35 protein-coding genes are annotated in these 23,359 nt (G+C 52.0%); 13 read left to right on the top strand and 22 right to left on the bottom strand.

What is annotated here, in order from left to right; all coding sequences use genetic code 11:
• From VV088_RS02630 to VV088_RS02570, 13 genes are all read right to left on the bottom strand, one after another.
• Entirely contained in the window at nucleotides 1-483 is a 483-nt protein-coding gene (locus VV088_RS02630; protein ID WP_334599248.1) for a hypothetical protein, read from the bottom strand.
• 83 nt (nucleotides 484-566) lie between these two features.
• Nucleotides 567-1,766: a hypothetical protein gene (locus tag VV088_RS02625; RefSeq protein WP_334599247.1), complete on the bottom strand. Its 1,200-nt coding sequence runs from the start codon at nucleotides 1,764-1,766 to the stop codon at nucleotides 567-569.
• Entirely contained in the window at nucleotides 1,763-1,993 is a 231-nt protein-coding gene (locus VV088_RS02620; RefSeq protein ID WP_334599246.1) for a hypothetical protein, read from the bottom strand. The genes VV088_RS02625 and VV088_RS02620 overlap by 4 nt, the downstream gene beginning before the upstream one ends.
• Nucleotides 1,980-2,198 (bottom strand): hypothetical protein, encoded by a 219-nt coding sequence (locus tag VV088_RS02615; RefSeq protein ID WP_334599245.1) that lies wholly within the window; start codon nucleotides 2,196-2,198, stop codon nucleotides 1,980-1,982. The genes VV088_RS02620 and VV088_RS02615 overlap by 14 nt, the downstream gene beginning before the upstream one ends.
• Nucleotides 2,199-2,459: 261 nt before the next feature.
• A complete protein-coding gene (locus VV088_RS02610) occupies nucleotides 2,460-2,987 on the bottom strand; it encodes a hypothetical protein (RefSeq protein WP_334599244.1) in 528 nt (175 codons plus the stop codon).
• A gap of 183 nt (nucleotides 2,988-3,170) precedes the next feature.
• Nucleotides 3,171-3,368: a hypothetical protein gene (locus tag VV088_RS02605; RefSeq protein ID WP_334599243.1), complete on the bottom strand. Its 198-nt coding sequence runs from the start codon at nucleotides 3,366-3,368 to the stop codon at nucleotides 3,171-3,173.
• A 2-nt stretch (nucleotides 3,369-3,370) separates the two neighbouring features.
• Entirely contained in the window at nucleotides 3,371-4,018 is a 648-nt protein-coding gene (locus VV088_RS02600) for a YkgJ family cysteine cluster protein (protein WP_334599242.1), read from the bottom strand.
• A gap of 78 nt (nucleotides 4,019-4,096) precedes the next feature.
• The gene (locus VV088_RS02595; RefSeq protein ID WP_334599241.1) at nucleotides 4,097-4,333 is read right to left on the bottom strand and encodes a hypothetical protein; all 237 of its coding nucleotides are present in this window, start codon (nucleotides 4,331-4,333) and stop codon (nucleotides 4,097-4,099) included.
• 32 nt (nucleotides 4,334-4,365) lie between these two features.
• Nucleotides 4,366-4,659: a hypothetical protein gene (locus VV088_RS02590; RefSeq protein ID WP_334599240.1), complete on the bottom strand. Its 294-nt coding sequence runs from the start codon at nucleotides 4,657-4,659 to the stop codon at nucleotides 4,366-4,368.
• A gap of 203 nt (nucleotides 4,660-4,862) precedes the next feature.
• Nucleotides 4,863-5,702 (bottom strand): hypothetical protein, encoded by an 840-nt coding sequence (locus VV088_RS02585; protein WP_334599239.1) that lies wholly within the window; start codon nucleotides 5,700-5,702, stop codon nucleotides 4,863-4,865.
• 106 nt (nucleotides 5,703-5,808) lie between these two features.
• Nucleotides 5,809-6,093 carry a hypothetical protein gene (locus VV088_RS02580; RefSeq protein ID WP_334599238.1) on the bottom strand — a complete coding sequence of 95 codons (285 nt, stop codon included), beginning with the start codon at nucleotides 6,091-6,093 and terminating at the stop codon, nucleotides 5,809-5,811.
• Between the two features lie 18 nt (nucleotides 6,094-6,111).
• On the bottom strand, nucleotides 6,112-7,194 hold the full coding sequence (locus tag VV088_RS02575; protein ID WP_334599237.1) for a DUF932 domain-containing protein: 1,083 nt from the start codon (nucleotides 7,192-7,194) through the stop codon (nucleotides 6,112-6,114).
• 19 nt (nucleotides 7,195-7,213) lie between these two features.
• Nucleotides 7,214-7,963 carry a hypothetical protein gene (locus VV088_RS02570; RefSeq protein WP_334599236.1) on the bottom strand — a complete coding sequence of 250 codons (750 nt, stop codon included), beginning with the start codon at nucleotides 7,961-7,963 and terminating at the stop codon, nucleotides 7,214-7,216.
• 410 nt (nucleotides 7,964-8,373) lie between these two features.
• Between VV088_RS02570 and VV088_RS02565 the strand changes: the two genes are divergently transcribed.
• Nucleotides 8,374-8,730, top strand: a complete 357-nt coding sequence (locus tag VV088_RS02565; RefSeq protein ID WP_334599235.1) for a hypothetical protein — start codon at nucleotides 8,374-8,376, stop codon at nucleotides 8,728-8,730.
• 19 nt (nucleotides 8,731-8,749) lie between these two features.
• Here the strand turns inward: VV088_RS02565 and VV088_RS02560 are convergent, their stop codons facing one another.
• On the bottom strand, nucleotides 8,750-9,226 hold the full coding sequence (locus tag VV088_RS02560; protein WP_334599234.1) for an immunity protein YezG family protein: 477 nt from the start codon (nucleotides 9,224-9,226) through the stop codon (nucleotides 8,750-8,752).
• 201 nt (nucleotides 9,227-9,427) lie between these two features.
• Here VV088_RS02560 and VV088_RS02555 point away from each other — a divergent pair, with 201 nt between their 5' ends.
• Nucleotides 9,428-9,634 carry a hypothetical protein gene (locus VV088_RS02555; protein ID WP_334599233.1) on the top strand — a complete coding sequence of 69 codons (207 nt, stop codon included), beginning with the start codon at nucleotides 9,428-9,430 and terminating at the stop codon, nucleotides 9,632-9,634.
• A gap of 125 nt (nucleotides 9,635-9,759) precedes the next feature.
• Here VV088_RS02555 and VV088_RS02550 read toward each other — a convergent pair whose 3' ends face one another.
• The 4 genes from VV088_RS02550 to VV088_RS02535 all read right to left on the bottom strand — a co-directional run bounded on the left by VV088_RS02550 (nucleotide 9,760) and on the right by VV088_RS02535 (nucleotide 12,911).
• Nucleotides 9,760-10,158, bottom strand: a complete 399-nt coding sequence (locus VV088_RS02550; RefSeq protein WP_155958807.1) for a hypothetical protein — start codon at nucleotides 10,156-10,158, stop codon at nucleotides 9,760-9,762.
• Between the two features lie 330 nt (nucleotides 10,159-10,488).
• Nucleotides 10,489-11,370, bottom strand: coding sequence for a hypothetical protein (locus VV088_RS02545; protein ID WP_334599232.1), 882 nt, complete (start codon nucleotides 11,368-11,370; stop codon nucleotides 10,489-10,491).
• 4 nt (nucleotides 11,371-11,374) lie between these two features.
• Nucleotides 11,375-12,301, bottom strand: coding sequence for an SMI1/KNR4 family protein (locus VV088_RS02540; RefSeq protein ID WP_334599231.1), 927 nt, complete (start codon nucleotides 12,299-12,301; stop codon nucleotides 11,375-11,377).
• Between the two features lie 139 nt (nucleotides 12,302-12,440).
• Nucleotides 12,441-12,911, bottom strand: coding sequence for an SLOG family protein (locus tag VV088_RS02535; protein ID WP_334599230.1), 471 nt, complete (start codon nucleotides 12,909-12,911; stop codon nucleotides 12,441-12,443).
• Between the two features lie 164 nt (nucleotides 12,912-13,075).
• On the opposite strand from VV088_RS02535, the gene VV088_RS02530 reads away from it, so the two are divergent.
• The 9 genes from VV088_RS02530 to VV088_RS02490 all read left to right on the top strand — a co-directional run bounded on the left by VV088_RS02530 (nucleotide 13,076) and on the right by VV088_RS02490 (nucleotide 18,989).
• A complete protein-coding gene (locus VV088_RS02530; RefSeq protein WP_334599229.1) occupies nucleotides 13,076-13,402 on the top strand; it encodes a helix-turn-helix domain-containing protein in 327 nt (108 codons plus the stop codon).
• 434 nt (nucleotides 13,403-13,836) lie between these two features.
• Nucleotides 13,837-14,514 carry a PoNe immunity protein domain-containing protein gene (locus VV088_RS02525; protein ID WP_334599228.1) on the top strand — a complete coding sequence of 226 codons (678 nt, stop codon included), beginning with the start codon at nucleotides 13,837-13,839 and terminating at the stop codon, nucleotides 14,512-14,514.
• A gap of 34 nt (nucleotides 14,515-14,548) precedes the next feature.
• Nucleotides 14,549-15,142 (top strand): hypothetical protein, encoded by a 594-nt coding sequence (locus VV088_RS02520; RefSeq protein WP_334599227.1) that lies wholly within the window; start codon nucleotides 14,549-14,551, stop codon nucleotides 15,140-15,142.
• Between the two features lie 24 nt (nucleotides 15,143-15,166).
• Nucleotides 15,167-15,736 (top strand): hypothetical protein, encoded by a 570-nt coding sequence (locus VV088_RS02515; protein ID WP_334599226.1) that lies wholly within the window; start codon nucleotides 15,167-15,169, stop codon nucleotides 15,734-15,736.
• 75 nt (nucleotides 15,737-15,811) lie between these two features.
• Nucleotides 15,812-16,135, top strand: a complete 324-nt coding sequence (locus tag VV088_RS02510) for a hypothetical protein (RefSeq protein WP_334599225.1) — start codon at nucleotides 15,812-15,814, stop codon at nucleotides 16,133-16,135.
• 4 nt (nucleotides 16,136-16,139) lie between these two features.
• On the top strand, nucleotides 16,140-16,445 hold the full coding sequence (locus VV088_RS02505; protein WP_334599224.1) for a hypothetical protein: 306 nt from the start codon (nucleotides 16,140-16,142) through the stop codon (nucleotides 16,443-16,445).
• Nucleotides 16,446-16,505: 60 nt separating this feature from the next.
• Complete coding sequence (locus VV088_RS02500) at nucleotides 16,506-17,090, top strand: hypothetical protein (RefSeq protein ID WP_334599223.1); 585 nt, start codon at nucleotides 16,506-16,508, stop codon at nucleotides 17,088-17,090.
• Nucleotides 17,091-17,158: 68 nt separating this feature from the next.
• Nucleotides 17,159-17,623, top strand: a complete 465-nt coding sequence (locus tag VV088_RS02495; RefSeq protein WP_334599222.1) for a hypothetical protein — start codon at nucleotides 17,159-17,161, stop codon at nucleotides 17,621-17,623.
• Nucleotides 17,624-17,669: 46 nt separating this feature from the next.
• Nucleotides 17,670-18,989: a hypothetical protein gene (locus VV088_RS02490; protein WP_334599221.1), complete on the top strand. Its 1,320-nt coding sequence runs from the start codon at nucleotides 17,670-17,672 to the stop codon at nucleotides 18,987-18,989.
• A gap of 353 nt (nucleotides 18,990-19,342) precedes the next feature.
• Here VV088_RS02490 and VV088_RS02485 read toward each other — a convergent pair whose 3' ends face one another.
• On the bottom strand, nucleotides 19,343-19,657 hold the full coding sequence (locus tag VV088_RS02485) for a hypothetical protein (protein WP_334599220.1): 315 nt from the start codon (nucleotides 19,655-19,657) through the stop codon (nucleotides 19,343-19,345).
• 98 nt (nucleotides 19,658-19,755) lie between these two features.
• Between VV088_RS02485 and VV088_RS02480 the strand changes: the two genes are divergently transcribed.
• Nucleotides 19,756-20,025 (top strand): type II toxin-antitoxin system Phd/YefM family antitoxin, encoded by a 270-nt coding sequence (locus VV088_RS02480; protein WP_334599219.1) that lies wholly within the window; start codon nucleotides 19,756-19,758, stop codon nucleotides 20,023-20,025.
• Nucleotides 20,009-20,335, top strand: coding sequence for a type II toxin-antitoxin system RelE/ParE family toxin (locus VV088_RS02475; RefSeq protein ID WP_334599218.1), 327 nt, complete (start codon nucleotides 20,009-20,011; stop codon nucleotides 20,333-20,335). Before VV088_RS02480 ends, VV088_RS02475 begins: the two co-directional genes overlap by 17 nt.
• A 77-nt stretch (nucleotides 20,336-20,412) precedes the next feature.
• On the opposite strand, the gene VV088_RS02470 is transcribed toward VV088_RS02475, so the two are convergent.
• From VV088_RS02470 to VV088_RS02460, 3 genes are all read right to left on the bottom strand, one after another.
• Complete coding sequence (locus tag VV088_RS02470) at nucleotides 20,413-20,925, bottom strand: hypothetical protein (RefSeq protein ID WP_334599217.1); 513 nt, start codon at nucleotides 20,923-20,925, stop codon at nucleotides 20,413-20,415.
• Nucleotides 20,926-21,000: 75 nt separating this feature from the next.
• Nucleotides 21,001-21,720 (bottom strand): hypothetical protein, encoded by a 720-nt coding sequence (locus tag VV088_RS02465; RefSeq protein WP_334599216.1) that lies wholly within the window; start codon nucleotides 21,718-21,720, stop codon nucleotides 21,001-21,003.
• 15 nt (nucleotides 21,721-21,735) lie between these two features.
• Complete coding sequence (locus tag VV088_RS02460; protein ID WP_334599215.1) at nucleotides 21,736-23,031, bottom strand: RHS repeat-associated core domain-containing protein; 1,296 nt, start codon at nucleotides 23,029-23,031, stop codon at nucleotides 21,736-21,738.
• Between the last annotated feature and the right edge of the window lie 328 nt (nucleotides 23,032-23,359).

The raw sequence follows: 23,359 nt of genomic DNA, 5'->3' as shown, positions 1-23,359 counted from the left end.
TCAGTGCTTGTAGGCCAGTACAGCCCCGATGCAGTAGCGGACGCCGGGCTGGGCCTTGCGCAGAAATTCCTCCAGGGGTGTAGGCTCCATCCCATCGTCCCACAGCACATAGTCGCCGTACTTCTGGGTGAAGGTCTCGGTCAGGTCGAATATCAGCCCCTGCACCCGGTCATGGTCGTGGATAAACTGGGCCTCGTTCAGATGCTGCAACGCAGTCACGGCCTGCTGGAAGGCGGTAAAGCGGCCCTCAAAGTAGCGGTCCGCAGCCTGGGCGTCCACGGTGAACGTCTCGCTGTCCATCTCGCCCAGCCGGTTTTCGTTCAGCCACTCGCCAAAGCGGGCGATCACGCCGCTCCGGTCCTTCGCATCCTCCACAATGTCAGCGATGGGGAAAGCGTCTGGGTGCTCGTGGTATTCCCACGCCTTTGTCCATTCGTCCTCCGGGACAGGGGTCTGGAGCAGTTCGTAGATATAGTTATACATTTGTCATCCTCCTTGAAACGAGACGGACGGCTGCTGGTCAGCCGTCCGTCCCTGAATATCGCGGCATATTGCTGCCGCCTGTGTCATGCGCTGCGTGCTTCATCCTCTAAGATCGGGGACAAAGCGGCTTCTGGAAAAATACGAAACTGTTCCATAGGCATCTGGGCAGGTATGCGCTGTCCGGCGGCATGACATTGAATCAATTCGTCGATCCGGTCTTCCTCCAGCAGCTTCTCCGCCCGGCGCTTCCAGCAATCCTCCAAATCATCCCAGCCGTGGGCCAGGATCATTTTCTCGATCTTCCGAATCTTTTGCACTTTTGCTGCCGCGCGTCTTGCCCGTTTTTGCTCCTTGGCCGCTTTCAGGCTGTCCGCCGCATGGATCACTTCAATGCCGTTGGCAATATCACGAAGGTCCTGCAAAATGTCCCGCTTATCCATTCTGGCCGCCCGGAGGTTGATAATCTCAATCTCCAGGGATTTGTCAAAAAAGAGAGCGCGGTGGAATTTTGACCTGACATGCTCTTCGACACGATGCCGTCCATATTTGACGATGGCCTCGCAAATCGTCAGTGACGCTGTACTGCCCAGCAACTTGCAGCCCTTTTCCACCACGGTTTTCCGCTGATCTGGGAACAGGCCCTCGCCTTTTATGGTCCAGGATCTTCGCAGGTCGTAGAACACATTTCCCTTGTGCGTATCAAGCTCCTTTGCCAGAACGTCGCAGTAGGAGCAGCAGCCAAAGCTGGCGCAGTCTATCGGGTCGTAATACGCTTTCCAGGTTTTTGTTGTACGGCCATACCGGCTCTGTTGGCGGCATACGCGCCCCTTGTGCCGGGCCTGAAACAGTTCCCAGCGTTCACCGGCTTCTTTCCACACCCGGTCGTGGGCTTCATCCACGCTGCCCTCATAGGTGTATGGGCGGTCTGTCCGATGGCAGGCGCATTGAAGAGCCACATCATCCGAGTGTAAGTCGTACATCTCATTGCGCAAAAGCGGGTCCCGCAGCGGACAGGGGGCGGAGGGAAACACAGGACAGCAAAGCACTGGATTTCCATTCTCCGTCCGCCAGTCAACGCCTTGGTAGGACATATAGCCGTTCATAAAGTGCCTGCCGTCAGCCAGCAAACCGCAGGGTGTCTCCCAGACCATATTGCGTATCGCCTCGCCGGTATAGGTCCAGCCGCCGTAATAGTCTTTATATTCGAGCGTCCCTGGCGGTGTGTCCTCTGGCTTCCAGCCCTCCGCCAACAGCCGGCGGGTGAGCTCGTTGACCTCCTTCATATCCCTGGACACGGGATCAGGCCGAAGTGGTTCTTCATGGTGTCCCTCAACTCCTCTATAGTGATCCCATATTCTTTGGAAATACATACCTCGCAGAAAATCGCCTTGTAGCCCAGCGCCCGGCTGCACCGCTTGTCCCAGGAGTTCACCTCACCGTTACAGACGGGACAGGAGATGTCCGGATACCAGCGCAGCTTGGCAGGGTCTGAATATTTACGGCGACTCATTCCCGTTGTCCTTGGAGGTGGTGATGGTTTCTGTGACGTCCCCATCGCTGGAGCAGGTCAGGACCACCACGCCAATCCCGGGGATTTCAAACTTCCACTGATTGATGGCGGGGTTCGTATACCATTCAGCAGTTTCTGTGTACTCCTGATAATGGCTATCAAAATACCGGGAAAGCCGGCTGTTATAGAACATTTTATTTCTCACTAATAGTTCCTCCTCACAGTTTGGCAGGGATGAATACCTGCGGTCATCCATTGGAATCTTCCAGGGGCCGGTCCGACTGGTCGGTAAAGCCGTGGGCGATCAGCAGCGCGGACACTTCATCCGGCGTAAGCTCATGGTCCCTGCTCACTTGGGTCAGCTCCGTCATGACCGCCGCAAATGTATATCCAAACGTCGTTGACGCTTTCCTTCGGTCCATCGTCAATGCGGACCTCAAAATACTGTTGTTCCATTATGCTCCCCCTAAGCGGCGTCCTGCATTGGCAGAACGCTGGTATAGGCCATCTTTCCGCAGGCGTCCTGGAGCAGATGGGCCATACAGCTGTCAAAGGCGAAGCAGGGCGCCTTGTAGCCAACCAGACAGCCGTGCATATTGCTTGTCCGGTAGACAAACTGCACACCACAGCTGGTATGGAGCACCACCACCGCATAGAACGTCAGGCTTAATGTGTCGTTGTACGGCATAATCTCCGTCTCTGCCCGGCAAAAGGGGGTGTCATGGGCCGTGAGCACAGCACTGATGCGCCAGCTGTTCTCTTCCTGGTGCGCCCGGAAATAGCGAATGGCCCGCAGATGGTCATACAGACTGTTGAGGTAGTTGCGCCGGTCCAAACCGATATACAGCCTCCGGCCGCTGCCGAATACCAGCGTGTAGTCCGTATGCCCTCGGTATTTGCCGGTACAGGGCCTGCGCTCCAGCTGGTAGGAGTTCTCTCCAAACAGCTTTTGCAGTTCCAGCTCCAGCGGGCGGGCAATTTCAGTGTCAATCATGGTGTGCCTCCCTCGTTTTTCATGATCTGTTCTGCGCCGTCCCAATGGGAGCCGGCCTCGAAACAGTCTGGGGCTGTCAGGATACAGTATCCGGGAGGAAGTACGCACTCTTCCAGTCCCAGATAGAAGTTACAGCCGCCGCAGTGCATATCAGACGGTCTGATTTCATCCTCCGGCATTCGCTCACCCAGCTTTCTTCAATGAGGACGACAGAATGGTGCAGGCGTTTTCCAACACCACCCGCCAAAGTTCTGGGTGCTTTTGTCCCATGCGTACCCGCTCCAGCAGCTCAGGGCTGCCGCAGGCGGCATACCGTTTCCAAAGAATACGGGGCGATTTTCCCTCTCTCTGGACGATACGTTTTTCAAGCCAATACGTCATATTCAACCTCCTGTCAATTTCTTCAGCTGCTCCAGATTGGAAAGAAATTGGGACAGGAACGGCTGATCCAGCTCATAGTTGTAGTAGCGGTAGTAGAGGAACTGGAACAGCAAATGCTGGAATTCCTCCGTGCTCATGGCCCGGACCTTTTCACCCAGGATCGGGATAACATCGTAGTCTGCTTTCATCCCGTCTTTGGCCTCCCGGGTAAAGTTTTCTGAAATCCAGTGTTTGACCGTTACCATGCCGCCGGTAAAGTGGTGGGGCTTCTCCATACAGAGAAGATAGCGGAAGTCCCGGCCACGTTCACCCGGTGCTGCTGAAAATGGATACATCCGGCAGACCTGGGGGCGGGCCTCGTACACCGAGCACCGGCCATCCTTCAGAAAAACGCAGGCGTTCGGTGTCCCAACGGTGTTCAGCAGGTAAATAGGGAAATTGTCCGCCAGCCATGAAGCGTGGGCATACTGGGCAAGCACATCCTCCGTACCGGATACCGGCTCACCTTGTTCCCGCAAGTACCGGGCCAGACGGTAGATGTCCATAGGCGCCAGCATGATGCAGTCATTTACATGGCGGCAGCATTCGCCGCACAGCTGGCAGCGGAACGCAACCTTTTCGTTCAGCGCCACAGCCTTTATGTCAGTCAAATCATTCACCTCTTTTTGTCATAAAATGCGAGAGCGCACCAGAGGGATCTTCTCCCCATAGTGCGCTCTCGATGTCACTCAGGCCGCCATACTCAGGGCCAGGCGGCAGTCAGCCGCCTGGCTCACAGGAGTTCGCAGCAGCCGGTAGTGGGTATTCTCCGTCTCGAAACGGATATTTCCCGGCTGTACGCTGTGGATCGCCACCACCTTGGAGGTGTGGGTATAGCGCCCGCCGTGAAGAATGATGGCGCGGCAGCCGATACACAGCGGGAACAGCAGCGTTCCGCTCATAGTCGCAAATTTCTTGCCTTTCATGCTCTTACCTTCTTTCTTTTTGGCATTCCGTATTATGATTGGAGATACAATTGAAAGTAGACCCGGTACAGCTCCTTCAGCAGCCTGCGCACCCGTTTGGGCGTCATGCCGCGCTGCCGGGCCGTCTCCGCGATGGAGTAGCCTTGCAGACGCAGAACCGCCAACTCATATTGCGGCCGGCTGGCGACGGAGGCCAGGTCGTGTAAAAACAACCTGGCCTCCAGCTCCTCCATTGGGTCTTTGGGCGGCACAGTCTCCAGATAGTGTTGCTCCGCCTGCGTCCGTTGAGCCTCGGCCCGGTGGAACGCAGTGATGCTCCGCTGCATGGACTTCCACGCGACGGTGGAAAAGGCGTACTGGCGCAGCTTTGGCTGCGTCAGATACCGCCGGACTGCGGATAAGTACCCAAAGGCAGCAATGTCGTAATACTCACGGTCGTCCCAGCCCTGTTCATTCAGGAATGAGAAGATCAGGTTGTGATTGCTGGACGCAAACCGGCGCTGCTCCTCGGTCAGCGGCCCTGGGCGTGTTACAGAGGCAGCTCGTCCCGGCCGCCGTCAAACTCAGCGCCGACCTCGAAGTGGCCTTCGTTGTCAGGCATCACCCGGGGCGGACGCTCCATCTCCACGCCGTTGCCGGCCTCCGACTCAATGTTCTCGGTGCGCTGGGCCAGAATCAGCTCGATCTGCTCCTTGAAGCTGTTGGCGTAGGCACGGACCTGCGCCAGCTCCTCGCCGGTGAAGTCGTAAAGCCGCCTGAACGTGGCAACACTGTAGTCGTCTTTTCCGTTGCTCCTCTTTTTCAGCCCAATCTGCACCACGCTGCCGCAGACGCCGCGACGCCGGGCGACAAACGCTGCGTTGATAAAATCGGAATAGGGCCGGAGGCTGGTGGGGGACAAGGACAGCTGGATGGGCATGACCTCTCCGCTGCGAAGCAGATAGATGACACGCTGGTTCTTGCACGCCTTCCCTTTTCCGGTGCCCTTGGTATCGCTGCCGAATCGGTTGTAGGGGCAGTCGGCGCAGAGGCCGCCGGGGTGGCCGTAGCCGATCTTGCCGTCCGTGGACTGGCAATCGGGCGGAGTGTTGTCGTCCTCGCCCTTCCCGGCGATCCAGTAGGCGTTGGCATTGTGGCTGTAGAGGATGATGCCCTCCAAGTACCTGGCGTAATCCGGGTTGTCCGGGTCCTCGCCGGTCAGCTCGAACTGGAGCTGCCCGCCGCTGGGGATCTTCACGCATTTGAAGCCCAGCTGAAGGCCCTCAATGTCCTGCGCCAGCTCTTCCTTGGTAAAGCCGTCGTTGGAAGCCGCCACATCGGGCAGCAGGAAGGGGGTGCGCTCCATCATAGCAGTGCTCTGAGTATTCATGTATAAGTCCTCCTCATATAAATTTACAGCAAAAGGCGTTCGGCCCGGCAGGCTGTATCACAGCCGCTTTGGGTCTGCGCCTATGCTTCTGTCTGGATGTGGGCAGTTACTCTGCCCGGTTCCTGGTCTCCGCCGGAGACTGTTGCAGCCCGCCGGAGAGGATATAGGTTTTGCCCTTCCGGATTTCGGTATGGGTATCGAACCCCATCACCTTCAGCGCCTTGCGGACTTGCCAGGTGTGCTCCTTTGAGGGCTGACAGACGCCAACCGCCAGAAACATCTGAAATTCACCGTACCACGGTTCCTTCTGGAAATTGTCAGGACGGAAGAAAATGTCCTCCCTGATTTCCTCAATCGGCTTTTCCAGCAGTGCACAGCACTCGTCGCTCATACATTGGCCCTCTATTTATCAGGCGGCCATGCGGGAGACCTGGTTGATGTGCTGGAACAGCGCAGGCGACATGGTGACGATCTGATAGCCGATCTCCTCCAGCTTGGAGGCCCGGTCGTAGCTCTCCACGTCCTGGCTGTGCCGGGTGACGGCGTTGGCAAGGCCGTAGAGGGTGTAGTCTGTGCCCTCGATCAGCCGCTGAAGCACCCCGTCGCTCTCCGCCTCCGTGATCCCCATGCTGGAGCTTGCCAGCTTGACCACAGCGGGGAGGTCAGCGGTGTTCAGCTTCTTGTCTGTGCTCTCCCGCAGTTTATCCAGGATCTTGGCGAACCTGGCTTCGTCCACAGCGGCCTTTACCGTATCCTGCACCTTCATAATGAAAGCCTTGTCATCGGCCGCCAGCGTTTCCTTGGAGTAGATCAGCAGGTTTTCATCCGCGCTGCTGACCCGTCCAATGTGGTTGCGGCGGGCGCGTGCCTCATTGACTGTCATGCCGTTGGAACAGACCAGACGGTAGATCAGGGGCTGGATGCATACCGCGCCCTGGCCCGTCTCGCTGTTGGAGATAACCACGCCGGCCTGTACGATGTCGCCGGGAACCACCTCGTCGGTGAGCCGGGGATTGACCACCTTGATATACATGTAGTCATCCGAGAGATTGCAGCTCTCAAAGATGGCGTCCGGCATCGCCTCAAGAATGGGCAGGGTGATCTGGGCAATGTCGATGTTGTCAATACGCCGGTAGCGATTGCTGAGAAAGGCCCTGGCCCGTCCGTCAATGGTGCGGATCATCCGCTGCTCTGGCCCCTTCTGGAGCCAGGTGTTGACGTTCTGGGCCAGCAGGCCGATGTTCTCCTGACACATCCGGTCATAATACTTCCAGGGGATGTTCAGGTAGGCGCTCATCTGCCGGTGGGCGGTGGGCAGGATGTCCAGCGGTTCCACCCGGTCCGTACCAGACTCGTCCAGAAGCCGCAGGACGGGGATGCCGTCGCAGGTTTCCATGTGCAGATTTTCCGTGTTCACCAGATAGTCCGCCTTGGCCTCGTTCTGACGCATGATCTCCGCAGCTGCCTGCTGAATCGTCATTCCTTGCTTCACGTTGATACCTCTCTTTCTTTTACCACGTCACGGCGATGCAGTCGTTCTGCACCGCAGCCGCCAGTCCGTCCTGCTCCAACAGCTTCACCAGCTCAGGCCAAAGCGCCTTGGCCGGCAAACCGGACAGCACGCCCTGCTTGACCTCTTTGCCGTCTGCCTTGGGGCAGATGCAGATGGAACCGTCCTCCTGCACCGTCAGAGCATTGTGGCCTCTGGAATCCAGGTCGGCCACCAGCTTCCCCAGCGCATCCCGGCCCTGGGCCTCATACCATGCCTCGTGCTCCGGTTTCTCCTGGTTAGGAGCGGCAGGCTCCTTTGTCTCCTGCACAGAGACCATTTTGACCAGCGAACAGGAGAGCTTACCACTTTGATCCACGGTTACATCGGCATACTCATAGTCCTTGATGCCAAACACGCGGATACGTCCGGTGCCGCCCTGGGCCACGAACAGGGCCGGGTCGCGCATCATCCACTCCCACCGGGCGTCGGGATAGACGGCCTTCAGGCAATCGGATACCCGGTAGTTGACATGGCGGAGCAGGAGCTGGGCCAGGGAGCGGTCGAAGCGCTCTGCCTGTTCCTGCCGGCGCTGGGCCTGCAAAGTGCGGCGGAATGGGAGTACCTGGGTCCACAGGAGCCACAGGCCCCACAGCGCGAAGGTGCCGATCAGCAGCGGAAGCTGCCAGGTTCCCCGCACAAGGGCCAGAATGGCGATCACAACGCCGGTCAGCAGCCCGATGCTGCTCCAAATGGTCTTCGTCTGTTTCATTTCGTTTGCCACCTTTACAATAATTTTCGCTGGAAACAAAAAAAGAGGCATGATACCCACTCCCATTGCTGGAATATGTGGTATCATGCCTCTTCAATTCGCCGGAGCTTTTCCCCGGCTGCGTCCCGATCCGGTGGGACATGGTTCACTCTGATAAGCACGCTCTTTGCATCATCCTCTCCGCCCAATGGGCCTTTGTATATATGTAAAAAGTACCGATTTGGGCAGACTGCTCCCTTGAACAGCGCAGTCCGGTCAATCGGTACTTGCGTACAACCTTAACAACGTATGCAATGCGGGTGCCTCCCCGGTCCCAAGCCCTGTGGGCTCGGCTCCGCGTCTCAGCGGAGAACGCACAAACAATCAATTACAAGGACACTATAACACAATATATAGTGTTTGTCAACAGGTTGTTTCTGTATATTGCGTCTTATCTTGCTGACGAAATAGGACCGCAGCTTATCCAGGAGCAGGAAGAGCAGGAGCGCAAGGACAGGACAAACCGCCTCTGCAAACACATGGGGTTTATCGAGAAGCTGCTGCCCGACACCATCCCGCTGACCGAGGAGCAGTTCAAGACCTTTGTGGAGCAGACCATCGCCACCGAACACAGCCGCCGTATCCTGGACGGCTTGACCGCCCAGAACACCACCACAGCCCCGCACAGGGCGCAGGAACGGCGGGGAGGGGTAACAACCCAGCCCGCCGCCAAAACCGCCCAGACAGCGCAGGAGGACGGCGCAGACGGGAGCGCAGCGCAAGGGTAACGGGCTTGTGGAGAACGGTCTACGCCTTTAGGTATCGGTCAAGGACTTCTTTGGCCGGGGTTCCTTCCTTTGGCGCATATCCAAATGTGTCACGCGCCCATATCAGTTCCCGCACTAATTGTCCGCCATCTTTTTCATTCATCACATCATAGAGATAATTGACCTTGAATTTCCCGGACGGCTCCACCGAAAAACTCAGTTGCTCCCATGGTGCTTGTCCATTCTCAGCGAAACAGTCGTAAATTTCCAGCAAAATGTTGTTTAGTTGCGACCACTGAACCATGTAGCTGCTTTTAGGTATCTGATAGATTTTGGGCATATTGTTTGACTTAACAAACTCCCCGGTTGATATATCACGAAAATAGAACACCGAGGAATGGCTTTGTTTCCCCTTTTCGACTTCACCCAAATAGTGAAATGTGTCCCACTTCACTGGTATCATGGCAACAATGTGCTTTGCCAGTTTGTTATACAATGCCGCTAACTGTTGCTCCATAAATTTACTCTCCTTTGCAATATGCTCAAAGTTATTGGTAACAAAAGTATAGCACAATTTTTCCTATATTTCTACACCAGTCTAAAAACATTCTGCTCCTGTCAATGCCGCCACCCGGCACAGGAGGGTGGCGCAGACGGGAGCCGGAACGGGGGCGGGGCGCAAGGGCAACGGGCTTGCGCCCCTACCCTTGCTTTTGTGATGATCGGCAAGACCGCCCTGCCGGTAAAGGCATGGAAAGCGGAGTATGCCAAGCTGACCGCCGAACGGGAAACGCTCAACCGGCGGTATCTTGCGCTGAAAGGGGAAGTGAAAGAAGCCGAGCAAATCCGCAGGAGCGTTTACAACATCTTGCGGCAGGAACAGCGGGAGCAGCAGCCACGCAGGGCGCAGGATATGGAGCGGTAACGGACAGGGCGGCATAGGCATGGACATTTTGAACGCTAAAGCCTCTGTGGACGAGCGTTTACGGAGAGACATCAATGAGGAGAGATTATCAAAAGCCCATAACAATGAGCATTGGAAAAATGTTTTCAGTCCAATTCCCAAATAAGGTTATTGCTGATATTGTCATATTTCAAAAAATGTTGTAATTCTTTTATTGCGTCTTTATATGGGATTAACAAATCTCTCTCCCACTCACAATCATAAGAATCCATCCAAAACACAATGCTACCCAAAGTATGTTCTCTGATTTGTGAAACAGGATGTATAGACCCCAAGCCATCAGCAGTAGGGAAAAAATCAAGACAGCAAAGTTCGTCTGAGCTTCCGACCCCTATACATAGAGACTTTGAAGTTTCTGACTCAATTTCAACTATTACGGGCTGTTTTTGCCTATATTCTCTATCTATTTTTTCGATAAGTTCGATAATTTTTTTCGCATCAGCGCATTTTACCTTATTTGTCAAATCCCAACAAATGCTCCACATATAATCCACTCCCTTGAAACATTGAATTTATATAACAACAGCCCAAGTGTAGCACACTTTCCCGTTGAAAACGGGGGGCAGGATTTGACAACCCTGCCCCCCGCTTTCGTCCGCTTCATTTTAACGGCAAAACCGTCTGCGCTTGTGCGGCGGCTGGCGGTAGGTTTTGCGGTGGCTCTGCCCACACGCCCCCGGCCTCTCCCAAAGAACAGGATAAGGGTAAGTGTGTAACCGGCGGGCGTGGGATATGGAATGGTGACGGACAGGGCAGCGGGATTGTCACCGCCGCTTTGTTGTATCTTTTTATAAGACTGATAGCATTAGTTGTTCCTAAAATCCCACATGAAAAGCCAGACCAGTCTGTTCCTGCACCCGTTCAAGAAGATTACCCCCTGCCGCCGTCTTTGTCAGCAGCATAAAACAGACCGGTTCCTGCCCCAGAATCAGCAAGGCTTCCTGATTTTTGTGGACATATGCCATCCGTAGAGGAAAATCGCCCAGATCTATCAGTTCCGAATGATCAGAGAGAGGGTTGAAATCATCCTTGATTCGATCTGCTATGTTTTGAAAATATTCCTTTGAAAACTTTACAGGGAAGAAATCGCTGAACAGGCAGGTTGCTTCATCCGTGTGTTCATGCCACATCATTTCCTCCCATTCCCGGATCGCATGGATTGCCAGAAATAATCCATATCCGTCCAGGCTGTGGTTAAACCGGGGGCCGCAGTCCTGCTTATGGATGTTCAAAGGAGCATGGATGAAAGGGATATTCCGCCTTTTCCAATAACTCTGATAAGCCGCCACAGCCTTTCGCTTTCCATCCTCGTCCCCCGCTTCGCAGGCGGTTTCCAGTTCATCCTCATATTCCCAAGCCATTTCTTTGGGATCATTTTCTTCCCATATGTATAAATCACCAGAGGTTTTGCCTTTCTTTATCCCGATAATATCTCCCTCTCCAGGGGCAAGAAAAAATCCCAGATATTTTCCCTCCCAATGAAGAAGCTCCAATGGACGCAGATAACCACCGGTGACCAACAGGTCTGCCATGTGCCGATAAATGTCCCGGATGGGAATGGGGAGTTTTACATGGAGCCGTTTCTCTGTTGCAGAGATTTCATCCTCTGAATAACAGTTCCATTTTTTCAAGCCATCCATATGCTTTGGGCTGATGAACTGTCTAAGTATCTTTAATTCCTTTTCAATCGCATACATCGTCTCACCTTTGAAACAGGCCCGCCGCCTGCATTTCCTTTTCTTTTTCTTCCATCCGTTCCCGGCCCTGCCCGTTCCATGACCAGAACAGCATCCCGGTTTTTTCTTCCACCTGTTCGGCAAAGGAATAGGGAACCGGCTCCCTGGTGATCATCCCATAGTTTTCCTGGGCGCTAAAGGATAGAACCAGCAGGGTCTTCTCCGGATTCGTATAAGCATAGACCACATAATCCTCTGGCCCTACATTCTTTCCAAATATGTCCACCCTTAGAAGCTCCGCCTTTGACGTGATGGGAACCAGCCACTCTTCCATTCTTTGGCGGACTTTCCGCAATTCGTCTAATTTCTTTGGCAGGGAGCAGCCGATGTAAAAAGGGGACAGTTCCCCTGTCATTCGGGACTGGTGCAGATCCCACCAGTCCTGTCGTACCTTATCCAGCACATGATGGATAATAAAAATGTCCCAATAAAAGCAGGATTTCGAGAAATACTGATTACGTGCGCTTTTACTGATCACCTCTGATTTCGGCTTTTTCGCTTGCTCCTCGCCGTAGATATTGACCTCGCTCCGCCGCCAGTGATAAACGGAAAGATAAGGGTCTTTTTGGTAAATCCCCCATCCACTATTGGTTCTCTCCATAGCTGTCACCAACAGATACTTACCGTTCCAATGGAGTTCCTCCGGACGGCAGAACCAGGTATCTTTCTTATCGCATAGATAGTCGCCCAGCACCAGATAAAGTTCCCGGAGAGGTTGCGGCAGCTTAAAGTTCAGCCGTTTTTCTACTGCGTCTATTTCTTCCTCTGTGTAGATTTTGCCTGCCTCCAGTTTGGGCTGCCAGCAAAACTCCCTGATCAGTTCCAGTTCCTCACGGATGGAGTAGAGTGGGCGTACTTCAAACTTGGGTTCATCGTGTTTCCAGAACATCATAAGGGTTCCTCCTTATAAGAGAACTGATTCTATTATAGCCAAGGTTCTTTATTTTTTCAAGTAACCGGAATAGCGGAACTGGATTTCAATCCGACAAACTTTCCTAAATGTCTCTTGATGGAGGGTACATCTTTTCCTGTCAAGTGGCAAGGTTGATGATCTCCAGCCCATTCTTCCTGGCATAGTCCACCGTATAGGCCGTCCCGCCGCTCTCCCTGTTGAGGTAGCAGACACACACGCTGCTGTTGTCCACCAGATGGCGGTTCCGCTTGTGCATACAGCCCCTGGCGTACTGCTGGGCGGTATAGACCACTTTATCCGCCTGGGCCTTGATGCGCTCGTACTCCGCTATGTCCTCCGGCCTCCAGCCCCGTGTCTGCGTCAGGCAGGGCAGGACAAGGATCAGCTTCATGTCAGGGCAGCTCTCCCGTAGGCGAAGCACGGTCTGGGCGGCGAGGCAGTCGAAGCCACGGGCGCCTCCGGCCCCGTAGTATTGGATGTCCCGTTGGTATAAGCTGACGATCACACGCTCCAGCCGTCCAACAATCTCCGCCCGCCTTTCTGGCGGTATCTCCCGGTGACCGGTGAAGCAGCAGGTATGACTTCTCATAGTGAATCCTCCGTTTGAATAGTACAAAAACCAATTTTCTTTCCAATTTAATAATTATACTACCAATGCAAAGGAAGTGAAATGAGAAATTGATAATTTGACCGCTGATACTCTCTGATAATTCAAGGTACAATAATGAACAGCCAGAGAGGAGGCGGCGCAGTATGGACGAGGTTCAGCAATACGAGCGGTATTTGCGTGAGCGGATCACAGCGTTACGAAGTCAAAAAGGGGTGTCGGAGCACCGACTGAGCCTGGAGCTGGGGAAAAGCGGTTCCTATATCCGCTCCATCACCAGCGGGGCCACGATGCCCTCCATGAAAGAGCTGTTCAACATCATGGCGTATTTTGAGGTCAGCCCCGCGGAGTTCTTTGCCGGCCTGCAAGGGACAAATACGCTGCGGGCGGCGCTGACAGAGAAGCTGCGGGAGCTGAGTGACGAGGATCTGGAAAAGGTATCGCTGTTTATTGGATGGATCACGAAGGCATAGGTCTTGCGGTAAGGCGGGTTCCCGGTCAGGGAGCGGCGGTCTCACCGTGGGGCTTTTGTTTTGACATCCATAACGGTCAGGGCAGAATAAAGGGCAGGCGGTCTGGAGCGTGTGTTCCAGACCGCCTGCTTAAATTTTCGGCAAAGCTAAAGGTGAGATGGACTGTTTGATAAAAACATGATATACTCATGTGGTAACAAATCACAAATGAATGCAGTTGAGGAATGAACAACGTGCAGGGAAGCATGGATAGAAAGTTCTGGGTAAAATTTTTCAAAAAATCTTCATTTTTCTGTGAGAATCCGTCCCTTCACTGCGTTGTATATAGTGAGGGGTGGATTTTTTCAGTTTAAATACTGCACCTGGGGACGGGAGAGCATAGGGATTTCTGTATTTCAGCAGCCAGAAACAAAGAGGCGAAAGGATGCACTGCTATGCGAGACACAATCAAAAACAGAGCATATTTTGAGGAATACTTAGAAGTAAACGAAAAACGGATGGAGCGGTTCCAAAACCAGCTGCAAGATCTTCCTGTCGAAAATATTCCAGGCCGACAGGGGTGCGCCGCATTTATCGCAAGCCTCTGTCGGAGCAGGATCTGCGCTCTGTATTCCTCCGGTTCGGACATGAACGCAATCAGAGATTTATGCCCACAGTATGTCAAGTACCTTGCCCAAGCAGTCAAACCGCAGGAGGGCTATTTTGATGTAATTGATGCAGTTTCTCTCTGTACGTTGCTTGAAGCCTGGGAATGCTTGCCCGATTTGAAAACGATATTGCAGCAAACCAATATGCGCAATAAGTTGACGGATTCTCTGCTGTTCACCCTCGATTCCACTTGGGATGTGTCAGACCTGGACCGACGCTGCGCATGGTTTTCCGAGTTTTTGAAATGCTCCTCTGATAAAAGGGCCGCATATCTGAAAAGTTACATCACAAAGAAATGGTATCGGGCCCATAAAGATGCCTCCTGGTACGATAGCCACAAATCTACCGCAAATATCTACGCTGGCTGCTGGAGCTTTGAAGTTGCTGCCGTTGCGAAAATATATAGTGTACCTGACAGCGAAAAATGGCCGTACTACCCGTATGATCTGGTTCATTCCGTTTGATACGAGAGCCAATACTTCAGAGGGGAAATAATCTATGTACGATAAGATTAAAGCCCTGATTTCCAGGAACGACTTTACAACTGCCGAGAAATTATTGGACAGGCACAGCACCGATTTGAGCGAATGCCAAAAAAGAGAACTGAGGGACTTTATTGCGGAGCAGCAGCGCAACAAGCAGAGAGATGACCTAAAACGAAATAAGCGGCTAAAACTGAGCGGGCATTGGCGGGCGGTTTGGGTTATCGAAAAGATTTTGTTTCTAAGTTGGCTTATTTTAGGCTATGTCTTATATCCTTATGGAAAGATGCAGTATTTTGCTGTGCTTTCCAGTTGGGATGGACCTCCCTTTCAACACCGGCTGGGCATGGAGCTTTTATTCCTGCTGCAACTTGTTTTGATGGCGTTGTTCTTTTGCTTTAAGTCTTTTGCCGCTCGTAGGCAGATGATTGACCGCCGGGAGATAAAACGTCAGATGGAAAAATCAGAAACGCCGGACGCAGGCTCAATTCGGTTGCTAGAAAAATTGGAGAAAAGCAACGAAAAAGAGGCAAGGGGATGGCTGATTGCCTTGCTGTGTACCATGGCCGGCATAACTTTTCATCTTGCAGCCATGGCAATTTGGTTTTAGTTTTGGAATGGAGAGACCGATATTATGGGCATTGTAATAGGCATTGCAGAAATACTGCTTGGCCTGTACGAACTATGGACCGGCGCAAAATTCAGCCGTCTTCCTCTTCATCAGAAAATAAAAGGACTCTATTCCCTCGGTTTTGTCTTTATTGGGTGCGGCTGTTTCTCGGTCCTGATTTGTGCATTGACCAGCCTTCAAAATTCCATGTTGGACACTCTAACATGGTTGGCTAAGATGGGCGTCCTGCTTTTGTATGGGTCATTTCGGGATATACATAGACTGCGCTCCTGCAAGCTGGAAGTACGCGGTGTGTTTTCTCACTTTTCGCCTGCGTTGGGAATGATGCCTGTTTTCACCTATAAAGTTGGCAAACAGCAGTACCGAGAAACCTCCCAACCATGCAGCATGGAAAAATACCGCGCCCAGCTCCGGGCCGGAGAAACCTACACAATTTTTGTGAACGAGGCAAGGCCGTCAATTTTCGTGTTCCGCAAGAAAATAGAGAGATCAAATTATTTCCTTACCATTCCTCTGGGCGTAATCCTTATCATTCCATGGATCATATATTGCGGCTGGCTACTGACAAATTGATTTTATAGTCCGGCATTGCTTACCTACGCCCAGCGCATGACTTGAATAATAGGCAGGAGTTTTGGGGGGCCGAAGATGTCAGTCCAAATATATGATGTAATCAATAATGATGAACCAAGTGAAATTATAATTCCTGTTGCCACCGAGACTGTGTTTGAGTCTATCTGGGCAACTGCTCTGCAAGAGCTGAATATTGACAGGCTGGGAAACGGAGTATGGCTGCAAAGGGACAAGTTGGATCTCCTCTTAAAAGATTTTCTTAGGGTAAGGGAATGGGCCAGGGAGCATTGTTCCATCGAAAGAGCAGACAATATGGCTCGCCGTATAGATTACATTCTGGAGGAGCTTCCCCGACAGTGGGGTGAAAATCCAGATATAGGACAGTTATGGATGGGATAGACCTATGGATATGGACAAAATGATGCAGCAGCTTAGTACCCACCCCAACGGAACCTTTTTAAGAATCAGCTGGGACTTTGGAAAAGTAGTCATTGAGGGAACTCTGGATACAATCTATGAAACTGACAATGGCGCAGAAATGGACGAGGAACAGTACCAGGAATTTTACGCCTGCGCCGTTCTTGTAAAAAGAATAGTAAGGAATTTGAGCAACAGTCCCCTGGCGGTAAATTCATTGACAGAGGTTTCCGTAGAAAATCCGCCCTCAGCGATTGAATTGGCGGATGGAACAGTTATATGGAGAACATGAAGCGGGGATAAACCATAAGAAAATCTGCTGGGCCAGTGACTCATACCAAGGAGAAGCGTTATGAATATCTTTGGCAGACGCAAAACTGCGCATAAATTCAGAAGAGTTTCTAAACGAGGCCGCGCTGCATACCTCATTTTATGCTTTGAGGAATGCCTGTCATTCTATGGAGAAGATATAGGCGATTGGAAGTGGATACTGGAAGAATTGTGGGAGATCACATCAACTTGGGATATTGAGCAGTGGGTCAAACGAGTTTGTGATCTAACTCCAGAATCCGTTCTTCCCTATGTATCTTACCAGGAAATGCTTGAAAAAGTGAAAGAGCGCGGGTACTGGTACGAGTTAGGCGAGGAAAACTTTGTTTCCTTACAAAGCCTGTACCGCAAAGAGCGCCCAGGTTTTCAAGTAATCAGCAGCATGGTTGATAGGATCTATGGGGTCATTGTGGATGATTGGGGAGATTCGGAGGAGCCGTTCACGCTGTCGTGCCTGTACAACATTGACGAAGCGGAGGAAATTATGAGGTGCAGCGGCATCCCACTCCCATCTGACAGCACGGCTATGGATTTTATTATGAAGCACAGAGATAAGCACTATGGAAAGCCGTTTGAGGGCGTACAATTTTCTGCCATTGCAAAATAGAGGTAAAAAACATTTGAAAAGTCTGCACCAATTTGAAATGTAGAATTACCCCGAAAGGAACGAATGTTATGTCAGTTGATCGCGCATTTACAGTTTCAATCGCAAAAAGGGAGGGCAAAAAACCTCCTGCTGTAACAATAATCAACTGCTTTTTGAAATTTGGCTGGAGTTTATGCTCCCCTCAAAACAGAATAATCTATACCGATGTTGGGGATAGCGATGACTTCGACTTCCTAGATAGACACATTGCTGAGGACGAATATTTGCGTATCGCAGCACAGAAAGAACTGAAGGACGAAGTAATTGCGTTTGCCCTGTTTTATGCGGAAGATGGTAATACATACCGGGTCAATGTACTGATTATGCCAAACTTGTCAAACTGTGAGATTGTTATATCACCCAGCGATGAAACAAGAAAAATGTTGATGCCTGATCTGAATATCTTGGATGTTAATTGGTATTTTTGCAAAATACTGCCCCCACTTTTGAAGTCCAATATGCTGATTGAAACATTTTCGTATTCACAATATTAGTGAACGACTATCTCTTAACAACCGGGGCAGAAAAGGAGCGTGCCAAATGTCAGACTATATTAAAACACCGCTGGACATAGACAGCCCGGAGTTTCAAGGCAGCGTCCTGCGGGGCATCCTGGGGAGCATCGTTGGAATGTCCGTCTGCGTACTGGTACTGCTGCTGTGCTGGCTGGTGGACTTTAACAGACTTATGATCCTGCTCCAGTTGCTTGTGGGAGCGGTGATTGGATGGTTCTACCGCCTGTTTCATGGCCGCCGGTCCAAGCCCACCGCTTATGCCATTGTGGGCGTCTGCACCATGCTGACCTGCCTGCTCTGGATGCCGGTGCTGGTGGCAGTCCGTTTGAGCTGCGAGATCCCACTTTCCAGATTGGCGCAAATGCCGGTGGAAGCCTGGGCCGAGCTGTGGAGCCGGTTCGGGAAGCTGCCGCTGCTTTTTGCCGGACTGGGGCTGATTGGACTCGTTTTCAGCCGGGGACGGCTGCTGGCCTATGTGGATTGGCGGAAGGGGCCGTGGTACATAGCCGGGTTCAATGCTGGCGGCGCGACCTACAATATGCTCCCGGAAAAGCTCCCGGACAACAGGCCGCCGGAACGCTTCGCGGTGTCCAGCCGGTTCACCTCGGGAGAGCGAATCGTGGTAGAGGGCGATACCCTGCGGTGGACCAGATCCATCCGGAGAGATCGGGGCTTTGCCCGCCGGGACATTGCGGGTGTGGTGCTGGGGCCTTCCGGCGGCAGCAATGTCATCTTCGATCAGAACTACCAGGTGCTGGCGAAATTTGCGGGGAGCATGGAGAATTCCGATCTGCTGCTCCGCTGGCTGATGGAGCGTGACATCCCCCTCCATAACGCCCTGGACGGGTGGTGTGTTCCACCAGAGGAGGAACCTGTCACCGGGGAGCAGTTCGTCTCCAGAGAGCAGCCTGCCCTACAGCAGCGATTCACACTTCGGTTGAAGAGATCCACACGGCGGGGATTTACTGGAATCGGTGTGTTTTTACTATTGTTCGGCATCGCCTTTGCTGCTGTTTTGGTGTGGTGGGTCCAATATGACCCGATGACTCCAGCGGAGCTCGCCGTCCTGGTGGCGCTCGACCTGATTTTGCTGGTACTCAGCGTTATCTTCCTGCGTATGGGCAAGGTGTGCCGGGTGGAGGTGGACGGCGAAAGAATCCGGGCCTATTCCCGGTTCGGAGTGCCTGCGGAGTTTTCGGTGCGGGATGTAGCCGACGTCTCCAGAAGCATCGGCTGGATTGTGCTGTACGACAGGGAGTGGAAGACGCTGGCGAAGCTGGACCCCGGTCTGGAGCACTTGGAACTGCTGGAACGCTATCTTGCGGCGTATGGGGTAAGGATGTAACATCAATAGTGAACCGACTTGCGAAAATAGGGGGTATTGAAGATGACGGCGGAAGAAGTCTTTTGTAATCTTGGGGAGCAATATGGTGATGATTTTAAGTGTGCTTTAACAGTCTGATTTGCCGAAACTGAGGTGAGGGAACACCATAGAGCTTTTTATCCATGCCGATGATACGAGTCAATTTCTGTTTCAGCTAATAGAGCATATACAAGCAGAAACTGATCCCCACATGAAACAGACAGAAGATCATAATTCCATTTACATAGGCTGCCGGAATTTCTACGCTTACTGGTCTGGGAATTTTATGTGGACATTCTTGAAACACATAAGGGCTGCTGGCCCACATGACAGATTTACTTTTCAACCTTATCTTTCTCTGCTTGAAACACAGTAGCTAACTCAGCTTCGCCAAGACTTTTACAGAGGTCAATTTCTGTAACGATAGCTTCAAGCATCTTTGCCTTGCTGATGCGGTCGAGGAATACATCCCCCGCCTGCAAACCCTCAATGATATGCAGCTCGCAATAGTACTGGCCATCCACTGACTCATACCATATCTGCGTTTCAACGGGGCCAAAGCACAAGTGCTTAATGATAGCCCTTTTCCCGGTGCTGTCATACTCCTTGCTCGGCGGATCATGCAGCCAGTTCCCAACCCAGAATCCCATATTTGCACTCTCCTTTACTAATTTTAATCTGGGGGTTATAGTTTTGGAGTAATAATGATAGAATACTATCAGAATAATAACAACAAGGAGGGCTTACGATGATTATTAAGCCGTCTACCGCTCTGCGAAATGAATACGGGACTATTTCTGATTTGGCCCATAAGGAAGATGCCCCCATTTATATCACTAAAAATGGAGAAGGCGATCTGGTGGTCATGAGCATCGAAGCCTTTGAGCGCCGGGAGGAAATTTGGCGGCTCCGGGCAAAGCTAGCGGCGGCGGAGCAGTCCCGGTTGTCTGAACAGCCAACCGTTTCTATGGAGGAATCCCGCAAACGCCTGGAGGCCATCTATGGACAACAGGCGTAAGTTGGACATTCTCCTGCCAGCACAGGCGGAATTGGAGGAAATTGCGCGGGTACACATGGCCCTCTCCGGGCCGCAGTCCGCCCGGAACATAACGGATAGGATTTATGACGCGATGGATCAGTTGACCCGTTTCCCGCTGTCAGGTCCTCCAGTTCGGGATGATGAATTGAGCGCCGCAGGGTATCGGTACATTCTGGCGGGAAAATATCTTGTGTTTTACCCCCTGCTGGGGAACACGGTGGTGATCTACCACATCGCCCATGGCGCGTCAGAGTATCCAAAGCTACTTAAAACCTCATTCTTTTCCTGATATGAGCGGCCCCGGTTTTGGGGCCGCTCATATCAATGTTTATACCGGCTGGCTGGTTCTGCCCTGTTACGCAGCTGTTACCGCCGTTTTTTCGACAGTATCACGCCCCATATCACGAGATAAACCAGTATGTACGCCGCCGACAGCGCCAGGGCAAGCACATATTTCTGCCGAAGCCCGGCGGTGTAGCTCTCGGCGGTCTGATCCGGCTCCACGGTGATGTAGGTGCGGTCGCTGGGGATGCTGAGCACCCGGCGGGTGACGGGCACGCCTTCCTTCACGGTCTCCTGACCCAGCTCCCGGGTGATGGCCCGGTCGGTCCACTGGTAGCCGCTGCCGTCTGTGGCCCGGTAGTAGACCATGTAGACAGTCTTGGTGGGGTTCATGCGGCGGTCGCGGCTGTAGGCGGAGGTGTTCTGCACCTGGACGGGGAGGACTTGGTATGGCTCAAAGGTGTGGGTGCCGCCATCTTCATAGCTGTTTGCGGATGGGATTGTGAGCAGACCTTTTGCGGACAGGTAAATCATTACCACCGCCAAGATCAAAAGCATAAGGCCAGCGATTAAGCATATAGATTTAGCCTTATTCATGTGACCTCCTTTCAAGTATAACTCCCTAGAATGCAATCTTTTTATAACTTAGAAACTTTTGGCCGGAATTCTGAATCACCGTAATTTCGTCCCGGCAGGTATAGGCGGGAGCAATAATTTACCATCGCAACTCCATTTTAAATCTTCAACCTTTCCCAGGATTTCTTGGGTTATTGAAGTCCTATAATTCTCATCCTGTCGATTAGCAAATATTTTCTGTTTACAGAAATTAATTGCCTTCTCTTGTTCTTGGTTGGATAAATAGAATGCAAGGTAAAACAAATCACTTCCTTGCACGGCCCATGTCTTTAATTCGGGTTCACATGACACAAGACCACAAAATATATCTAACGGAGATTGATATTTAGTTAAAAAAGGATATGCATAGCTTTTTAAGTTACTATATACTTCCTCGGCTAATAAATGAATGTCAATATTATCATCAATTCTATGTGTATATCCATTTGGAGAAACCATATTAGGCAATCCAGTAGTCTTTGCTACGGTTGGCATTAGAGTGCAGAGCCAGATTCTACCTGTAACCCACTTGGAAGAGAAATACTCATTCCTTAGGTAGTAAATAATTCTATCAATTTCAGGAAATGATTGCCCAATAATATAAGTTTGTCGAATTGCATCCTCTCCTTTTAGCTTGTTGGTGTATAATGTAAGTCTTACGGGGTAGATTCCCTGAATTTTTTGGGTAATGGAGTTGCTCCTTTTTCTAAATCCATCTTTTTCCATTCTTTCAAATAGCAATTTAGAAAAAACACTAAACTGCGCTGTTGCACTCATGTTTCCCTCCAATTATTATGTGGGCGGTGTATATAAGACAGTTTTTTTGTTACCAAGGTATTCTATATTAACTACGCTTCCGGCATCATCAACATGCCAAACTTGCACTTCAGTAATCTGCCGTATACCAGCCTCAGTTGCGTTCTTTCCCACTGCCGGCGCTCCACCCGCTGATACAAGTGCTGCATCTTTTGCGCGCTGTCCCTGATCTCTACGTCCAGTTCCGCTCTTTACTTCGATTCCGATAGCATCCCCAGAACTCCCTATAGGAACCGCTATATCATATCGGCGGCGGGCTTCTGAACCATCTGATAAGGGTACTCTTACAGTTATTTCTGTTGCCGATCCGCCTCCCAACAAATTATTGACGCGATCTACAGCAACAGAACCAGGGGTAGTTCCAGAAGACCCAGCGAAATGACCTTGCGAATTGCGGATGCTTCCATCAGGATATCTCTTTAGGCCTCGTTCAGCTAGCTCCGCATCCGTCATATCTTTAACCGGCTTGGTATTTTGCCCATTAGAATTTGGTCGCTCTATATTTTCTGCATTAGAATTATTTGTGGCAGAAGCATACGGCTGTTCCAATGATGCGTCTGAATCATTACCAGAGGAAGTTTTTTGACCACATTTCTGCCGACTATGTCCACTTGGATCCGCATAGAAAACAGGATTGTTTTCACAATAAGAATAAAGATTTAGTCCAGATCCTAAATATGTATCCTTTTGCGTGAACCGTGCGACAACCGGGTTATAGAACCTTGCCCGCAAATAATACTGCTGGGTAATGGGATCAAGCTGCTGCCCCGTGAACTTGAAGCGGTTGGGGACGGCCTCCTCCTGGGCCGTGATATTCCCCCATGCGTCGTACTCGTAGTGGTTCTTTACTACACCCGCTTCATCAACAATATGGGTGGTTGACCCCATCTCGTCGGAAGCATAGTGGTAGTACGTCCTGGCGCTGTCGGCGCTGGAATTGGCGGCAATCAGCTCCGAGGCCCGGATCAGGCGGTTCAGGCCGCTGTTGTCCTCCTCAGACACAGCCTCCCGGTTCTGGTTGAAGATGAACCGCACCAGGCTGCCATTCTCCTCCATCTCATACCGAAGGCCCTCGGCGTCGTAGCGGTTGAGCTGGATATGGCCGTCAAAGGTCTCCACCTTCTCTGTGCGGTTGAAGCCGTCGTAGCTGTATCGGGCCTTGTCGTCCGCCAGCAGGTTGCCGGCGTGGTCGTACTGGAACATGGTGGTGACCCCGCCCTTGGTATAGGCGGTCAGCCGGTTCCGGGGGTCGTACTGGTACAGCTCCTCCACACCGCTGGCGATCCTGCGCGTGCGGTTGCCCGCCCTGTCGTAGAACAGCTCCTCGGTGTAGGAGGGATACTCCACCTTTTTCAGTTGGTTCAGCGGGTCATAGTGATAGAGGGTATCACCTCCAAGCTGACGCTTCAGCGTCCGGTTGCCGTTGCCGTCATAGAGATACTGGTTCTCCGCCAGCAGCTCCCCGCCGGACTGGACAAGCAGGCCGGTGAGATTCTTGTCCAGGTCGTACTGGAACTGCCGTTGGATCGGACCGTGGGATTCCGCGCAGATGGTGCCGTCGGCGTTGTACTCATACGCCGCCAGCCTGTGCCCATCATCT

The organism is Lawsonibacter sp. JLR.KK007 (genome assembly GCF_036941135.1).
Classification (GTDB): domain Bacteria; phylum Bacillota; class Clostridia; order Oscillospirales; family Oscillospiraceae; genus Lawsonibacter.
The sequence above is the reverse complement of the archived record's forward strand: the minus strand, read 5'-3'. Positions and strand labels throughout refer to the sequence as shown.

What these genes read in the sequence shown, in the direction of transcription:
- VV088_RS02630 (WP_334599248.1), bottom strand. Translation starts at nt 483, where the DNA reads ATGTATAACTATATCTACGAACTGCTCCAGACCCCTGTCCCGGAGGAC.
- VV088_RS02625 (WP_334599247.1), bottom strand. Translation starts at nt 1,766, where the DNA reads ATGAAGGAGGTCAACGAGCTCACCCGCCGGCTGTTGGCGGAGGGCTGG.
- VV088_RS02620 (WP_334599246.1), bottom strand. Translation starts at nt 1,993, where the DNA reads ATGAGTCGCCGTAAATATTCAGACCCTGCCAAGCTGCGCTGGTATCCG.
- VV088_RS02610 (WP_334599244.1), bottom strand. Translation starts at nt 2,987, where the DNA reads ATGATTGACACTGAAATTGCCCGCCCGCTGGAGCTGGAACTGCAAAAG.
- VV088_RS02605 (WP_334599243.1), bottom strand. Translation starts at nt 3,368, where the DNA reads ATGACGTATTGGCTTGAAAAACGTATCGTCCAGAGAGAGGGAAAATCG.
- VV088_RS02595 (WP_334599241.1), bottom strand. Translation starts at nt 4,333, where the DNA reads ATGAAAGGCAAGAAATTTGCGACTATGAGCGGAACGCTGCTGTTCCCG.
- VV088_RS02590 (WP_334599240.1), bottom strand. Translation starts at nt 4,659, where the DNA reads ATGCAGCGGAGCATCACTGCGTTCCACCGGGCCGAGGCTCAACGGACG.
- VV088_RS02585 (WP_334599239.1), bottom strand. Translation starts at nt 5,702, where the DNA reads ATGAATACTCAGAGCACTGCTATGATGGAGCGCACCCCCTTCCTGCTG.
- VV088_RS02580 (WP_334599238.1), bottom strand. Translation starts at nt 6,093, where the DNA reads ATGAGCGACGAGTGCTGTGCACTGCTGGAAAAGCCGATTGAGGAAATC.
- VV088_RS02570 (WP_334599236.1), bottom strand. Translation starts at nt 7,963, where the DNA reads ATGAAACAGACGAAGACCATTTGGAGCAGCATCGGGCTGCTGACCGGC.
- VV088_RS02560 (WP_334599234.1), bottom strand. Translation starts at nt 9,226, where the DNA reads ATGGAGCAACAGTTAGCGGCATTGTATAACAAACTGGCAAAGCACATT.
- VV088_RS02555 (WP_334599233.1), top strand. Translation starts at nt 9,428, where the DNA reads ATGATCGGCAAGACCGCCCTGCCGGTAAAGGCATGGAAAGCGGAGTAT.
- VV088_RS02550 (WP_155958807.1), bottom strand. Translation starts at nt 10,158, where the DNA reads ATGTGGAGCATTTGTTGGGATTTGACAAATAAGGTAAAATGCGCTGAT.
- VV088_RS02545 (WP_334599232.1), bottom strand. Translation starts at nt 11,370, where the DNA reads ATGTATGCGATTGAAAAGGAATTAAAGATACTTAGACAGTTCATCAGC.
- VV088_RS02540 (WP_334599231.1), bottom strand. Translation starts at nt 12,301, where the DNA reads ATGATGTTCTGGAAACACGATGAACCCAAGTTTGAAGTACGCCCACTC.
- VV088_RS02535 (WP_334599230.1), bottom strand. Translation starts at nt 12,911, where the DNA reads ATGAGAAGTCATACCTGCTGCTTCACCGGTCACCGGGAGATACCGCCA.
- VV088_RS02530 (WP_334599229.1), top strand. Translation starts at nt 13,076, where the DNA reads ATGGACGAGGTTCAGCAATACGAGCGGTATTTGCGTGAGCGGATCACA.
- VV088_RS02525 (WP_334599228.1), top strand. Translation starts at nt 13,837, where the DNA reads ATGCGAGACACAATCAAAAACAGAGCATATTTTGAGGAATACTTAGAA.
- VV088_RS02520 (WP_334599227.1), top strand. Translation starts at nt 14,549, where the DNA reads ATGTACGATAAGATTAAAGCCCTGATTTCCAGGAACGACTTTACAACT.
- VV088_RS02515 (WP_334599226.1), top strand. Translation starts at nt 15,167, where the DNA reads ATGGGCATTGTAATAGGCATTGCAGAAATACTGCTTGGCCTGTACGAA.
- VV088_RS02510 (WP_334599225.1), top strand. Translation starts at nt 15,812, where the DNA reads ATGTCAGTCCAAATATATGATGTAATCAATAATGATGAACCAAGTGAA.
- VV088_RS02505 (WP_334599224.1), top strand. Translation starts at nt 16,140, where the DNA reads ATGGATATGGACAAAATGATGCAGCAGCTTAGTACCCACCCCAACGGA.
- VV088_RS02500 (WP_334599223.1), top strand. Translation starts at nt 16,506, where the DNA reads ATGAATATCTTTGGCAGACGCAAAACTGCGCATAAATTCAGAAGAGTT.
- VV088_RS02495 (WP_334599222.1), top strand. Translation starts at nt 17,159, where the DNA reads ATGTCAGTTGATCGCGCATTTACAGTTTCAATCGCAAAAAGGGAGGGC.
- VV088_RS02490 (WP_334599221.1), top strand. Translation starts at nt 17,670, where the DNA reads ATGTCAGACTATATTAAAACACCGCTGGACATAGACAGCCCGGAGTTT.
- VV088_RS02485 (WP_334599220.1), bottom strand. Translation starts at nt 19,657, where the DNA reads ATGGGATTCTGGGTTGGGAACTGGCTGCATGATCCGCCGAGCAAGGAG.
- VV088_RS02480 (WP_334599219.1), top strand. Translation starts at nt 19,756, where the DNA reads ATGATTATTAAGCCGTCTACCGCTCTGCGAAATGAATACGGGACTATT.
- VV088_RS02475 (WP_334599218.1), top strand. Translation starts at nt 20,009, where the DNA reads ATGGACAACAGGCGTAAGTTGGACATTCTCCTGCCAGCACAGGCGGAA.
- VV088_RS02470 (WP_334599217.1), bottom strand. Translation starts at nt 20,925, where the DNA reads ATGAATAAGGCTAAATCTATATGCTTAATCGCTGGCCTTATGCTTTTG.
- VV088_RS02465 (WP_334599216.1), bottom strand. Translation starts at nt 21,720, where the DNA reads ATGAGTGCAACAGCGCAGTTTAGTGTTTTTTCTAAATTGCTATTTGAA.